The sequence below is a fragment of the Mycobacterium sp. SMC-4 genome (assembly GCF_025263265.1).
In the GTDB taxonomy this organism is placed as follows: domain Bacteria; phylum Actinomycetota; class Actinomycetes; order Mycobacteriales; family Mycobacteriaceae; genus Mycobacterium.
In genome coordinates, this window is sequence record NZ_CP079869.1 from 1,456,416 (window position 1) to 1,469,890 (window position 13,475).

General features: G+C 66.7%; 12 protein-coding genes. 8 read left to right on the top strand and 4 right to left on the bottom strand.

What is annotated here, in order from left to right; all coding sequences use genetic code 11:
• Nucleotides 1-6: 6 nt before the first annotated feature.
• From KXD98_RS06945 to secA, 3 genes are all read left to right on the top strand, one after another.
• Nucleotides 7-636 (top strand): ComF family protein, encoded by a 630-nt coding sequence (locus tag KXD98_RS06945; RefSeq protein WP_260762729.1) that lies wholly within the window; start codon nt 7-9, stop codon nt 634-636.
• A 319-nt stretch (nt 637-955) separates the two neighbouring features.
• Nucleotides 956-1,606 (top strand): ribosome hibernation-promoting factor, HPF/YfiA family, encoded by a 651-nt coding sequence (gene hpf / locus KXD98_RS06950; protein WP_260765030.1) that lies wholly within the window; start codon nt 956-958, stop codon nt 1,604-1,606.
• 171 nt (nt 1,607-1,777) lie between these two features.
• Nucleotides 1,778-4,573 (top strand): preprotein translocase subunit SecA, encoded by a 2,796-nt coding sequence (secA, locus tag KXD98_RS06955; RefSeq protein ID WP_260765035.1) that lies wholly within the window; start codon nt 1,778-1,780, stop codon nt 4,571-4,573.
• Nucleotides 4,574-4,579: 6 nt separating this feature from the next.
• On the opposite strand, the gene KXD98_RS06960 is transcribed toward secA, so the two are convergent.
• Nucleotides 4,580-5,077: an Rv3235 family protein gene (locus KXD98_RS06960; protein WP_260762731.1), complete on the bottom strand. Its 498-nt coding sequence runs from the start codon at nt 5,075-5,077 to the stop codon at nt 4,580-4,582.
• 171 nt (nt 5,078-5,248) lie between these two features.
• Here KXD98_RS06960 and KXD98_RS06965 point away from each other — a divergent pair, with 171 nt between their 5' ends.
• Complete coding sequence (locus tag KXD98_RS06965; protein WP_260762734.1) at nt 5,249-6,658, top strand: wax ester/triacylglycerol synthase family O-acyltransferase; 1,410 nt, start codon at nt 5,249-5,251, stop codon at nt 6,656-6,658.
• 22 nt (nt 6,659-6,680) lie between these two features.
• Here KXD98_RS06965 and KXD98_RS06970 read toward each other — a convergent pair whose 3' ends face one another.
• From KXD98_RS06970 to KXD98_RS06980, 3 genes are read right to left on the bottom strand one after another with little or no spacing between them, the layout of a single operon-like run.
• Nucleotides 6,681-7,691 carry a VOC family protein gene (locus tag KXD98_RS06970; RefSeq protein ID WP_260762735.1) on the bottom strand — a complete coding sequence of 337 codons (1,011 nt, stop codon included), beginning with the start codon at nt 7,689-7,691 and terminating at the stop codon, nt 6,681-6,683.
• Nucleotides 7,688-8,539 carry an alpha/beta fold hydrolase gene (locus KXD98_RS06975; RefSeq protein WP_260762737.1) on the bottom strand — a complete coding sequence of 284 codons (852 nt, stop codon included), beginning with the start codon at nt 8,537-8,539 and terminating at the stop codon, nt 7,688-7,690. The genes KXD98_RS06970 and KXD98_RS06975 overlap by 4 nt, the downstream gene beginning before the upstream one ends.
• 10 nt (nt 8,540-8,549) lie before the next feature.
• Complete coding sequence (locus KXD98_RS06980; protein WP_260765036.1) at nt 8,550-10,085, bottom strand: bifunctional 3-(3-hydroxy-phenyl)propionate/3-hydroxycinnamic acid hydroxylase; 1,536 nt, start codon at nt 10,083-10,085, stop codon at nt 8,550-8,552.
• A gap of 100 nt (nt 10,086-10,185) precedes the next feature.
• Between KXD98_RS06980 and KXD98_RS06985 the strand changes: the two genes are divergently transcribed.
• The 4 genes from KXD98_RS06985 (at nt 10,186) to KXD98_RS07000 (ending at nt 13,412) form a co-directional block, all read left to right on the top strand.
• Complete coding sequence (locus KXD98_RS06985; RefSeq protein ID WP_260762739.1) at nt 10,186-10,833, top strand: TetR/AcrR family transcriptional regulator; 648 nt, start codon at nt 10,186-10,188, stop codon at nt 10,831-10,833.
• Complete coding sequence (locus tag KXD98_RS06990; protein WP_260762741.1) at nt 10,830-11,618, top strand: 2-keto-4-pentenoate hydratase; 789 nt, start codon at nt 10,830-10,832, stop codon at nt 11,616-11,618. The genes KXD98_RS06985 and KXD98_RS06990 overlap by 4 nt, the downstream gene beginning before the upstream one ends.
• Before the next feature lie 39 nt (nt 11,619-11,657).
• Nucleotides 11,658-12,164 carry a DUF6912 family protein gene (locus tag KXD98_RS06995; protein WP_260765037.1) on the top strand — a complete coding sequence of 169 codons (507 nt, stop codon included), beginning with the start codon at nt 11,658-11,660 and terminating at the stop codon, nt 12,162-12,164.
• Nucleotides 12,165-12,248: 84 nt separating this feature from the next.
• The gene (locus tag KXD98_RS07000; RefSeq protein WP_260762743.1) at nt 12,249-13,412 is read left to right on the top strand and encodes a ferredoxin reductase; all 1,164 of its coding nucleotides are present in this window, start codon (nt 12,249-12,251) and stop codon (nt 13,410-13,412) included.
• The last annotated feature ends 63 nt before the right edge of the window (nt 13,413-13,475 follow it).

Sequence of the window (13,475 nt, forward strand, 5' to 3'; positions counted from 1 at the left end):
GGCGCCATGCTCGATCTCATTCTGCCGCTGCAGTGCGGCGGTTGCGGGGTCGCCGGATCGAAGTGGTGCCCGATCTGTGCCAGGGAGTTGGCTGTCAGACCTGACGAACCACACGTCGTCACCCCTCGGGTCGACCCCGGAGTCCCGGTGCTGTCGCTCGGCCGCTTTGCCGGCTCACGACGGAGAGCCATCGTGGCGGTGAAAGAGCACGGCCGCGCCGACCTGGTCGCGCCGCTGGCGACCGCACTCGGCGATGCGCTGAACAAACTCGTGACGTGGAGCGTCCTGGAGATCCCGTTGACCGTGGTGCCTGCACCCACCCGTCGCACTGCTGCCCGCCGCCGCGGCGGTGACCCCGTCACCAGAATCGCGGAAAAGGCGGTCGCCCAATTACCCGACCTCACCGTCACCCCGGCGTTGCACCTGCGTGCCTTCACCCGCGACTCGGTCGGACTGTCCAGTGCTGACCGTCAGCGCAACATCGCCGGTCGCATCCGGGTGAGCAGGCCGGTCAGTGGCCATGCGATCGTCGTCGACGACGTGGTGACCACCGGCTCGACAGCCGCAGAATCCGTCCGTGCCCTGCAAACGTCGGGGGCCGACGTCCTCGCCGTCGTCGCGCTGGCCCACGCGTGAACAGTTTCTCCGCGATCAACCGGACATGAAGATGTGAAAACGAGTGTGTCGAATCAGTGGCCGACTGGGTAACTACGGACTACCGTCGGCACCAACAGCCCGTGAACATCTCACGGCGGCGCTCAGCACGCGAGACGCCGGTATCGCGCCAGCGGTAGGAGGTGATTGCCCGACACCTTGCACCGGCGAGCGGCGAAACCAGGTATGGCGCGTCGGTGCGATTTCGTATTCGTATCAGCATGCACGCAAGGTCGTGCACAGGCGAAAGAGGATCGAGTTGCCCAGCACGTCAAGGAATTCCGTGGAATCCAAGAACACGATGGTGATCGACGACGAATCGTCGCAACCCACTCCCAACGCCGAGGTTGTGGTCAAGAGCCGCAACGTCGAGATCCCGGACCATTACCGCGTCTACGTCTCCGAGAAGCTGTCACGGCTGGAGCGATTCGACCGCACCATCTACCTGTTCGACGTCGAGCTCGACCACGAGAAGAACCGGCGCCAGCGCAAGAACTGCCAGCATGTCGAGATCACCGCGCGCGGCCGGGGCCCTGTGGTCCGCGGCGAAGCGTGCGCCGACAGCTTCTACGGCGCCTTCGAGGCAGCCGCGAGCAAACTCGAGGCACGGCTGCGCAAGAGCAAAGACCGCCGCAAGATCCACTACGGCGACAAGACCCCGGTGTCGTTGGCCGAGGCTACCTCGCCTGAGCACCTGGAGCGCGCCTTCGCCCCGCCGGCCCAGGTCACCGCCGCCGAGCCGCACAGCGAGCTTGAGCTCGACGACCACACCCCTGGCAGGATCGTGCGCATCAAGGAGCATCCGGCCACCCCGATGACCGTCGACGACGCGCTCTACGAGATGGAGCTCGTCGGCCACGACTTTTTCCTGTTCCACGACAAAGAGCACGACAAGCCGACGGTCGTCTACCGCCGCCACGCCTTCGACTACGGGTTGATCCGGCTGGCCTGACACCCACCACGAGTCCCCCGGAGCGCAGATCCGGGGGACTCGTGCTGTGCATGACCAGGGATTTCGGGATGTCCCCTACGATGGGGTGGATCTGAAACCGCACATATTCCCGAACCACAGAGGATCAACCACGTGCTTCTCGACAAGTTGCTCCGTCTCGGCGAAGGCCGCATGGTCAAGCGCCTCAAGGGGGTGGCTGACTACGTCAACACCCTGTCCGACGACGTCGAGAAGCTCTCCGACGCCGAACTGCGCGGCAAGACCGACGAGTTCAAGACGCGCATCGAGAACGGCGAAAGCCTCGATGACCTGCTGCCCGAGGCGTTCGCCGTGGCCCGCGAAGCGGCCTGGCGAGTGCTCAACCAGCGCCACTTCGACGTCCAGGTGATGGGCGGCGCGGCGCTGCACTTCGGCAACGTGGCCGAGATGAAGACCGGTGAGGGCAAGACCCTGACCGCCGTGCTGCCGGCCTATCTCAACGCGCTGGCCGGCAAGGGCATGCACATCGTCACGGTCAACGACTACCTGGCAAAACGTGACGCCGAGCAGATGGGCCGCGTCCACCGCTTCCTGGGCCTGGACGTCGGCGTGATCCTGTCCCAGATGACGCCCGACGAACGTCGCGCCGCCTATAACGCCGACATCACCTACGGCACCAACAACGAGTTCGGGTTCGACTACCTGCGTGACAACATGGCGCTGCGACTCGAAGACTGTGTGCAACGCGGCCACGTCTTCGCGATCGTCGACGAGGTCGACTCCATCCTCATCGACGAAGCCCGCACCCCGCTGATCATCTCCGGCCCCGCCGACGGCGGTTCCAGCTGGTACACCGAGTTCGCCCGGCTGGCCCCGATGATGGAAAAAGACGTCCACTACGAGGTGGACATCAAGAAGCGTGTGGTGGGCGTCCACGAACTCGGCGTCGAGTTCGTCGAGGACCAGCTCGGCATCGAGAACCTCTACGAGGCCGCGAACTCACCCCTGATCAGCTACCTCAACAACGCGATCAAGGCCAAAGAGCTCTTCGAGCGCGACAAGCACTACATCGTCCGCAACGGCGAGGTGCTCATCGTCGACGACTTCACCGGCCGTGTGCTGGTCGGGCGCCGCTACAACGAAGGTCTGCACCAGGCCATCGAGGCCAAAGAGCAGGTGGAGATCAAGGCCGAGAACCAGACCGTCGCCACGATCACGCTGCAGAACTACTTCCGGCTCTACGACAAGCTCGCCGGAATGACCGGTACCGCCGAGACCGAGGCCGCCGAGCTGCACGAGATCTACAAGCTCGGCGTGGTGTCGATCCCCACCAACAAGCCGATGATCCGTGCCGACCAGTCCGACCTGATCTACAAAACCGAAGAGGCCAAGTTCATGGCCGTCGTCGATGACGTCGTCGAACGGTATGAGAAAGGCCAGCCGGTCCTGATCGGCACCACCAGCGTGGAGCGCTCGGAGTTCCTGTCGCGCCAGTTCCAGAAGCGGCGCATCCCGCACAACGTGCTCAACGCCAAGTTCCACGAGCAGGAAGCCGGCATCATCGCCGAGGCCGGCCGACTCGGCGCGATCACGGTGGCCACCAACATGGCCGGTCGCGGTACCGACATCGTGCTCGGCGGCAACGTCGATTACCTGCTCGACCGGCGCCTGCGTCAGCGCGGACTCGACCCGGTCGAAACACCCGACGAGTACGAACAGGCCTGGCACGAAGAACTGCCGCACGTCCGCGAGGAGGTGGCTGCCGAGGCCAAGGACGTCGTCGCCGCCGGCGGTCTGTACGTGCTGGGCACCGAACGCCACGAGTCACGCCGCATCGACAACCAGCTGCGCGGCCGCTCGGGCCGTCAGGGCGACCCCGGCGAATCCCGGTTCTACCTGTCGCTGGCCGACGAACTGATGCGCCGCTTCAACGGCGCGACCCTGGAGACGCTGCTGACCCGGCTGAACCTGCCCGACGACGTGCCGATCGAGGCCAAGATGGTCTCGCGGGCGATCAAGAGCGCCCAGACCCAGGTCGAGCAGCAGAACTTCGACATCCGCAAAGAAGTTCTCAAGTACGACGAGGTGATGAACCAGCAGCGCAAGGTCATCTACGCCGAGCGCCGCCGCATCCTTGAGGGCGAGAACCTGGCCGACCAGGCCCACAAGATCCTGCGCGACGTCATCACCGCCTACGTCGACGGCGCCACCGCGGAGGGCTACTCCGAGGACTGGGATCTGGAGAAGCTGTGGGAGGGCCTCAAGCAGCTCTACCCGGTCGGTATCGACCACCACGACATGGTCGACTCCGACGCCGTCGGGGAGCCCGGCGAGCTGACCCGCGAAGAGCTGCTCGACGCGTTGGTGGCCGACGCCGAACGCGCCTACGCCGAGCGGGAACGCCAGATCGACGAGATCGCCGGCGAGGGCGCCATGCGCCAGCTCGAACGCAACGTGCTGCTCAACGTGCTCGATCGCAAATGGCGCGAACACCTCTACGAGATGGACTACCTGCGTGAGGGCATCGGCCTGCGTGGGCTGGCCCAGCAGCGTCCCGAGGTCGAATACGCCCGCGAGGGATACGACATGTTCATCGGCATGCTCGAAGGGATGAAGGAAGAGTCCGTCGGATTCCTGTTCAACGTGCAGGTCGAGGCCACCCCGGCGCCGGCCGTGGCCCCGGTCGCGCCGCCGTCCGGACTCGCCGATTTCGCCGCTGCAGCTGCCCAGCAGGGCGGTGGGGTCGCGACCAAGCAGCGCCCGGTAGCTGCCGGCGCCGCCGGAGCGGGCCTGCGTGCCAAGGGCATCGACGACAGCCAACAGCCGCTGACCTACTCCGGCCCGGCCGAAGGCGGTGGGGTGGAGATCAAGCGCACCGGAGGTGCCAATCCGAACGGCGGCGGCAAGCCCGCCGGCGGCTCGCGCCGCGAACGTCGGGAAGCAGCACGTCAGCAGAAGTCGGGCGGCAAGCACGCCAAGCGGCGCTGAGACAGCTCACCCGATCTGCAGCGCGACAATGCGCCAGCCGTCCCGGTAGCGCTCAATGCGCGCGGCGATGGCGTGCACCCGCCCGGCGCGGTGGAACGAACCGAACACCTCCACCGCGCCGACCTCGGTGTCCGGACCTGCCACGTCGACCGCGCGGGAGCGCACCCGCAGCATCGACGTGCTCGCGGTGCGGGTCGCCGCAGCGCGGGCGATGACGCGCTCGGCCAGCACCGGAGTCATCAGCGGGCGCAGCTGCGCCACCGGACGGCGCCGATCGATGACCTCCAGCAGCTGACGGAGCGCGGTCTCGGCGAACACCACCGCCGACCTGGGCGGCGTCGGCTCCCGCGTCCCGGAGGGACGACGCACCGGCCGCGGTGTCAGGCGGTGCAGGGCACCCGCGGCCGGGGTCGGACACAGTCGGTCGGATCGCGACGGCGCCGGTTCGAAGTCGATGACCCGCGCGACGATGAACTGCTCAGGGGTGACCGATGAAGCGGGCATGCATTCTCCAGCGAGGTGAGAACGGACAGGAATTCTGCTGGAGAGTGGCAGACCACCACATCATTGCATGGGTATCCGACCCCTTCGAGCACCTGTTATGCGAGCCATCCGGTGGTGCCCGTAACGTGTCAGCGTCTGTCGTGGGCGGTGTGAAGGGAGGCGACCAGCGCAGTGGTGACCAGATTGTCGGCGGCCGACGCGTCCTTTTTCCGCCTGGAGAACTCCTCGACTCCGATGTACGTCGGATCGCTGCAGATCCTGCGCAAGCCCCGCAACGGCCTGAGCTACGAGACGCTGCTGAACACCGTGGAACGCCGGCTGCCGCAGATTCCGCGGTACCGGCAGAAAGTACGCGAGGTCAAGTTCGGGCTGGCCAGGCCGGTCTGGATCGATGACCGCGACTTCGACATCACCTACCACATCCGGCGGTCGGCACTACCGTCGCCGGGAAGCGACGCCCAGCTGCACGACCTGATCGCCCGGCTGGCCGCCCGGCCGCTGGACAAGTCCCGCCCGCTGTGGGAGATGTACCTGGTGGAGGGGCTGTCCAAGGGCCGTCTGGCGATCTACACCAAGTCCCACCAATCATTGGTCAACGGCATGACCGCCTTGGAGATCGGCCACGTCATCGCCGATCGCACCCAGAAGCCGCCGGAGTTCGGTGAGGACATCTGGATCCCGGCCCGCGAGCCCAGCGACGGCCAACTGCTCTTCGGCGCGCTCGGTGAATGGATCACCAGGCCCACCGCGCAAGCCGCCGCGATGCGCTCGGCGCTCACCGAGACCGTCACCAACACCGGGGAATTGATCGACCTGGGTCGTCGAGTGGCCGATGTGGCACGCACCGTCGCCCGCGGAACCGCCCCGAACAGCCCGCTCAACGCCACCGTGTCGCGCAATCGCCGGTTCTCGGTGGCTTCGGGCAGCCTCGACGAATTTCGGCTGATCAAGAACCGCTACGACTGTGACATCAACGACGTGGTTCTGGCCGTCGTCGCCGGCGCGCTTCGCAACTGGCTGCTCTCGCGCGGTGAGCCGGTATCGGCGACCTCGACGGTGCGCGCGATGGCCCCGATGTCGGTCTACGCCGACGCCGAGCTGGATTCCACCGCGCCCGGCCAGGCGGTCAACGACGTCGCCCCGTTCCTGGTCGACTTGCCCGTCGGCGAAGCCAACCCGGTGGTACGGCTGTCCCAGATCGCGCACGCCACCGAGTCCCATCCCACCGCGTCCAGCCTGGTCGACGCACGCTCGATCGTGACCCTGTCCGGCTTCGCCCCGCCGACCCTGCACGCCATGGGAGTTCGCGTCGCAACCAATTTCTCGGCGCGCCTGTTCAACCTGCTGATCACCAACGTGCCCGGCGCCCAGAAGCAGATGTACATCGCCGGAACCAAGCTGCTGGAGACCTACGCGGTGCCCCCGCTGCTGCACAATCAGGCGCTGGCCATCGGCGTCACGTCCTACAACGGCATGCTGTACTTCGGCATCAACGCCGACCGCGACGCGATGAGCGACGTCGACATGGTGCCCAGCCTGATGCAGGAAGCACTCGACGAGCTCATCGACGCCGCGCGCTGACCTCCGGCCGCCGGACATCGTGTCAACCGTCGGCGATGCCCGGGGCGGCGAGTGCCGGGACAGCATCCTCGCGGTGCAGCACTGACCTTGCCGCAACGCCGAATTGGTGCAGTTTGTCGATGACCGTCTGTCCCTGCGGTGTATGACCCCAGATGCTGATGCCCTGGTAGGTGGTGGGTTTCCAGGTCGATTCGTCGACGACGATCGGATTCCAGCCGACCTCCCACTCAAACCCCGACGGCGTCAGCGCGTAATAGGACAGCTCCTTGTCGTTGGTGTGCTGCCCCACCGAGAGCGCCATGTCGAAGCCGAGTTGTTTGACACGCTGATATGAGGCAACCATGTCGTCCAGCGTCGCCACCTGCACGTTGACGTGCTGCACCCGCGTGCGAATCGGGTTGACGGGCAGCAGCTTCACCGAGGCGACCGCGACGGAGTGGTGCCGCTCGTTGACCCGCAGAAAGCGAATCTTGAGCTTCATGCCGTTGATCGTCTCGTCGATGTAGTCGGACAACCGGGCGTCGAACACGTGGCTGTAGTAACCCCGGACCAGGTGGGGTTTCGTGGTGGTGAGGGCGACGTGGCCCATACCGCCTGCGCCGGTGACGAACCCGCTACCGGGGATGGTCAGCGGCAACGGGGTGGTACGCACGCGGGTGTAGACCTCCTGCGTCAACCCATTGGGGCCAGGAAACCGCAAGAATCGTTCGACACCACGCAGCTTGGCGTCCGCGTCGGTGCCCGCTGAGGTGGGCACGCCATGGTCGGCGACGCGGCGGGCGATCTCGTCGAAGGTGAGGTGATCGTCGAGGTGCCACCCCAGCGCCACGACATCCTCGGCCGGCCCCCGCCGCAGTAGCACCCGACATTCGTTCGCGTCGAGGCGAAATCGCATCGCGTCGGAGTCCATGTCGTCGACATGCATCCCGATCGCGTCCCCGCCGAATCTTCGCCAGTCGTCGAATCTCTGTGTCTCGATGACGATGTAGCCGAGGTGGACGTTGCCGAACACCGACGTCGCGGCGGCGGTCATCGCTGTCCTTCCAGGAAAGCGGCTGTCACGGCGTTGAAGAGGTCGGCGCGCTCCCACTGAACCCAGTGGCCGGTGTTGGCGGTGATCAGCACATCCGCGTTCGGCATCCGATCGCCCAGCATGGCTGCGCCGCTCGGCTTGTTGATCTTGTCGTCGCGGCCCCAGATCACCAGCGTCGGTGTGGAAAGCTTCGTGAGGCGGGCATCACGGGTGAAGTCCATCCGGATCAGCGTGCGTAGACCGGAGGGACGCTGCAGCGGCGGGTTGGCGACGACCTCGGGATCGATCGACGCGCGATGCCGAGATTCGATCAGCTCTTCCGGCACCGCATCGCCGTCGTGGACGAGATACGTCCGGATGAACGTGCGGAGTTTGTCGAGGCTGGGCCCGTCGCCGCCGTAATAGGCCAGCAGGCTCTTCAACCCGTCAGTGGGCAGCCCACGCGTGGTACCGACGCCGCCGGGCCCCATCAGCACCATCCTGTCGACCCGCTCGGGCGTGTCGAGCGCGAGCCGCAGCGCGCACGCCCCGCCATAGGAGTTGCCGACCAGATGGGCTCGGGGGATCTCGAGTCGGTCCAGCATCCCGCGGATGTGGTCGGCGAGGTAGCCGAACGGATCGCTGCCATCGACACCCTTGGCCGACCGACCATAACCCGGCAGGTCGGGAACGATGACGCGGAACCGCGCGGCCAGCGCATCGACGTTGCGGGAGTAGTTCGACAAACCCGATGCGCCGGGGCCACCGCCGTGCAGCAGGACGACCGGGACGCCGGCGCCCTTCTCTACCATGAAAATGTCTTTGCCGTTGACCCGAACCGTGCGTTCGGTCATTGTGCTGCTGGTCATTTCGCTTCCCTTACGCCGTGAAACCAGCCGGGGGAGCCGGCAATGGTTGGCCGGCTTCTGCGCCGGCGTAGATGAACCCGTCGGGGCGCACGACGACGGCCGATGCGCCCTTCTTCTCGAGCCAACGGACCAGCGAGGAGTCGCTGTCGACAAGGGAATCCGGGCTCGGGGCCGTCTCAGCCGGCGTGATCTTGAGCACGGGAACGCCGGCGGATCGCCAGGCCCGGAAGTCCGAGGGCGGGCCGAGGTGAAGAACCGTCCAACGGCCACCCACGATGTCGTCGAGGTGCACGGTGTCGCCCTTCTCGTCGACAACCCAAGGCTGGGGGATCAGCCACCCGGTCGCGCCGTTTCCGTTCTTGGCCACGAACCCGTCGGTGTAGCGCGCATCGGGAATCCACCGATGGTTGCGCAACCACGTCAGGGTGTAGGGCACTTTGGTGAGTGTCCGGAAGAAGTGGTTGCGCGCAGTGGCACGCCAGCGGTTGCGCTGGATGATGAGCTTGCCGATCTTGACCGCGCGGTTGGTCACCTCCGTGACGTGGGGCAGCCGCTCAACCTGATAGGAGTCGAGTACCGACTCGGGCAGCCTGCTGCCCAACACTGCGCCGAGCTTCCAGCACAGGTTGGCCACATCGCGAACCCCGGCGCACATGCCCTGACCGATCCACGGCGGCATCGCGTGGGCGGCGTCGCCGGCCAGGAATACCCGTCCGACTCGCCACCGGTCGGCGAACCGGACATGGTGGCTGTAACAGGCGTAGCCCAGGATCCTGACGTGGTCCTCGTCGATTCCCTGCGCCCGCAGGACCTTCCAGATCTCCTCTTCGCGAAGCAGGTCGCGTTCGTCCTCGCTCTCGTGCACCGGGAACTCCCAGCGATGGTGGCCCAGCGGGGTGGGGCAGTCGACGGTGGGGCGGGCGGGATTGCAGTGGAACCGGAGCCGGTCATGTCCCGGCCACTCCTTGAGCACCTTGGTGTCGATGACGATCCAGCGCTCGGCAAACGTCTTGCCGCTGAACCCGACGCCGAGCTGGGTTCGGATTGCGCTCGACCCGCCGTCGGCGGCGATCACGTAGGACGCCCGGATCCGCCGGAATTCGTCGACTGTGAGGTCGGCGAGCATCAACTCGACATGATCGGCGCGCTGAACGAGGCGCAGGCATTCGTGTTGGAGCAGCAGAGTCACGTTGGGGAAGCGGTCGACACCGTCCCGTAGCACCTGCTCGAGGGCGGGTTGATAAATGAACTGTTGAGGGGGATGACCGTTGCCGCGTGAGGTCGGAAGCAACTGAACGAACGGCACACCCTTGGCGTCGACGAAGGTCGCTCCGCACCCCGGCTGCATGTCGGCGTTGAGCCGATCGGCGAGTCCGATGTGCTGCCAGATGCGCACCACTTCTTCGTCGGTGGAGATCGCTCGCGCCCGCGCATAGATGTCGGGATCCCTTTCGACCACCACGACGTTGACCCCCATTTGCCCGAGCAGATTGGCGGCGGTGACGCCGACGGGGCCGTAGCCGACGATCGCAACGTCGTACGTCATCTGATCGCTCACGATCGGCCCCTTCGCCGCGGTTCTTAATGTAGTGATCCATACAGTAAGCTGTGGGTAGCGTGATCGTCAACACCGTCGAGGAGGCAGCGTGACGGAGACCAACCCCAGCAAGGGTCCGAAGGATCGACCGCGGCGCACCCGCGCCAACGGCGAGCAATCCCGGGAGCGGATCCTCGACGCGGCCACCGAAGTCGCCACCGAACGCGGCTATGACGGCACCACCATCTCCTTGGTCAGCAAGAAGAGCGGGCTGCCGCCAACCTCGATCTACTGGCACTTCGCGGACAAGGACGATCTGATCGCGGCGGTCATCGAGCGCAGTTTCGCCCGCTGGGTCGCGGCACTGGACTGGCCCGGCGCCGAGGCGCTCGAACAGCGCGCGAGGCAGATCGGGCCGCAGGTCGCCAAAGCGCTGCTGGACGCGCCGGACTTCATTCGCCTGGGCTTGATGTTGGCGCTGGAGCACCGCCCGGTGGAACCGCGGGCACGGGAGATGTTTCTTCAGGTCCGGGCCGAGGCGTTCCGGCGCTTCGCCGAGATCGTGCGGGGGCTGGCTCCCGAATTGGACGACGAGGGTGTGCGACTGATCACCACGTACGCCATTGCCGGCGCCGATGGCCTGTTCATCGCCAAGGAGGTCGGCGGCGACTCGGTGGACCTGATCAGGTTGTTCGATCTGCACGCGCGGATCGTGTTCGAAGCCGCGGTGAAACTGGTCGCCGAGGAACGCCAATGACTATCGCCCACGACCGGTTGGCCGATGCCGCAGATCTTCTCTACGCGGCCCAGATTCAGGTGGCGCCCATCCCGCCACTGATCCAGACGTGCCCGGAATTGGCTGTGGCCGAAGCGTATTGGATACAACGACGCAACATGGCTCGTCGTATCGAGGCGGGCGCGGCGCTGCGGGGCCACAAGATCGGCCTGACCTCCGCGCCGATGCAACAACTGCTCGGTGTCGACGAGCCGGACTTCGGCTTCATCCTCGACGACATGATCCTGGCTGACCGAAGCCGAGTTCCGGTGGCCACCTTCTGCGCCCCGCGGGTGGAACCCGAGGTGGCGTTTCTGTTGGGGGCGCCGCTGCGCGGACCCGGTGTGACGGCGGCCGACGTGATGGCTGCTACCGAGGCGGTGGCGCCCGCACTAGAGATCGTCGACAGCCGCATCGCCGACTGGCGCATCACGCTGGCCGACACCATCGCCGACAACGCGAGTTCCGGCGCGGTGGTGTTGGGGCAGTGGGTGCCGATCGATCACGCCCCACGGTTGCCGGACACCACTGCCATCCTCGCGGTCAACGGCGCGACGGTCGACTCCGGCGCCGGCGCCGCAGTGATGGGTGATCCCGCCGCCGCGGTCGCCTGGTTGGCCAACGCCCTCGCCCGCTACGACACGGCCATCGATGCCGGTCGGTTCGTGATGTCGGGCTCCTACACCGGCGCCCCGTTCGTTGCCGCCGGCGACCGAGTCTCGGCCCAGATCAGCGGGCTCGGCGCCGTCTCAGTGAGCTTCGAATAGCACCCGGGGCAGTGATCGCGTCTGCGCGGTTAGTCTCAGCTGGTGCGCGTCTACGTCCCCGCCACCTTGGCGATGTTGCAGCAGCTGGTCGCCGACGGATCGGTGCGCCCGGTCAGTGGAACCGCATTCGCGGTGACGCCCACCTTGCGCGAGGCCTACTCCGACGGTGACGACGAGGAGCTGGGCGAGGTCGCCCTGCGGGAGGCGGCGCTGGCGTCGCTGCGACTGCTCGACCAGGAGGCCGAGTCGGGACTGCCGCCGCGGCGCGCGGTGCTGGAAGCCGATGCCGGCGACGACGACGTCACGCTGCGCGCCGACCTCGACGACGCCGTGGTGCGGATCTCGGGAGACATCGCGCTGAATCGGGTGATCGCCGCCTACGTCGACAACGGCGCGGCAGAAGAAGCGGTCCGGGCGGCCATCGAGGTCATCGACGCGGCGGATCTGGGCGACGAGGACGCCGAACTGACCGTCGGCGACGCGCAGGACCACGACCTCGCGTGGTACGGACCACAGGAACTCCCGTTCCTGCTCGACCTGCTCTGAGGGCTCTGTCCGGTACCGTAAGTTACGGTACCGTAGGTACGCATCTGCGGGTACCGAGTTCACGCACACCGGGCAGGAGCCGTCATGGCCAAGAACACCGTCAAAACCTCGGCCAGGGTCGCCGACACCGTGCGGCCGAGCATCGCCGGGGCCAAGGGCAGGCCCGCTCTACAGCTGTTGCGGACGTTGGCCGGTCGGGTCACCACGCCGCTGCTTCCCGACGATTACCTCAAGCTGGCCAATCCGCTGTGGTCGGCACGTGAGCTGCGCGGCAAGATCGTCGAGGTCCGGCGCGAAACCGAGGACTCCGCGACCCTGGTGATCAAACCGGGTTGGGGGTTCTCATTCGACTACCAGCCGGGCCAGTACGTCGGCATCGGCGTGCTCGTCGACGGTCGGTGGCGGTGGCGGTCGTACTCGCTGACCGGAGTTCCTGCCGAGCGCGGGAGCGGTGGCACCCGCTCGCGCATCATCACGATCACGGTCAAGGCCATGCCCGAGGGGTTCCTGTCGACGCATCTGGTCGGTGGGGTGGCGCCTGGCACGATCGTGCGATTGGCCGCCCCCCAGGGCAACTTCGTGCTGCCTGACCCGGCGCCGGGGTCTGTGTTGTTCCTCACCGCGGGTTCGGGGATCACCCCGGTGATGTCGATGCTGCGCACACTGGTGCGTCGCGGCCAGCTCGGCGCCGCCGGACACATCGTGCACGTGCACTCGGCGCCGACCGAGGCCGATGTGCTGTTCGCGTCCGAATTGGCCGGACTCCAAGACCGGTTCGACGGTTACCGGCTCTCGGTTCGGGCAACCCGCTCGCAGGGCCGATTGGACCTGTCCCACCTCGACGAGGTGGTGCCGGATTGGCGGGAGCGTCAGACCTGGGCATGTGGGCCTGCGGAGATGCTGGAGTCTGCCGAGCGCACCTGGTCGGCGGCGGGGCTGTCCGACCGGCTGCACCTGGAGAGGTTCGCGGCCTCGCGGGCTGCGGCCCACGGCAGCGGCGGCACGGTCGAGTTCGCACGGTCGGACAAGACGGCGCTGACCGACGGTGCGACGTCGCTGATGGAAGCCGGGGAGCAGGCCGGCGTGCAGATGCCGTTCGGCTGCCGGATGGGGATCTGTCAGTCGTGCGTGGTGGGTCTGCTCGACGGCCACGTGCGCGACCTGCGCACCGGAATGGAACACGATCCGGGGTCGCGGGTGCAGACCTGCGTGACGGCGGCGTCCGGTGATTGCGTTCTGGACGTGTGAGGTTTACTGGGTAGTAACCTACGGGTACGTAGGTTACGGTAGCGTAGGTAGGCGAGAGGAGGC

Coding starts and splice junctions, on each gene's coding strand:
- KXD98_RS06945 (WP_260762729.1), top strand. CDS start 7: ATGCTCGATCTCATTCTGCCGCTGCAGTGCGGCGGTTGCGGGGTCGCC.
- hpf (WP_260765030.1), top strand. CDS start 956: ATGGTGATCGACGACGAATCGTCGCAACCCACTCCCAACGCCGAGGTT.
- secA (WP_260765035.1), top strand. CDS start 1,778: ATGGTCAAGCGCCTCAAGGGGGTGGCTGACTACGTCAACACCCTGTCC.
- KXD98_RS06960 (WP_260762731.1), bottom strand. CDS start 5,077: ATGCCCGCTTCATCGGTCACCCCTGAGCAGTTCATCGTCGCGCGGGTC.
- KXD98_RS06970 (WP_260762735.1), bottom strand. CDS start 7,691: ATGACCGCCGCCGCGACGTCGGTGTTCGGCAACGTCCACCTCGGCTAC.
- KXD98_RS06975 (WP_260762737.1), bottom strand. CDS start 8,539: ATGACCAGCAGCACAATGACCGAACGCACGGTTCGGGTCAACGGCAAA.
- KXD98_RS06980 (WP_260765036.1), bottom strand. CDS start 10,085: ATGACGTACGACGTTGCGATCGTCGGCTACGGCCCCGTCGGCGTCACC.
- KXD98_RS06990 (WP_260762741.1), top strand. CDS start 10,830: ATGACTATCGCCCACGACCGGTTGGCCGATGCCGCAGATCTTCTCTAC.
- KXD98_RS07000 (WP_260762743.1), top strand. CDS start 12,249: ATGGCCAAGAACACCGTCAAAACCTCGGCCAGGGTCGCCGACACCGTG.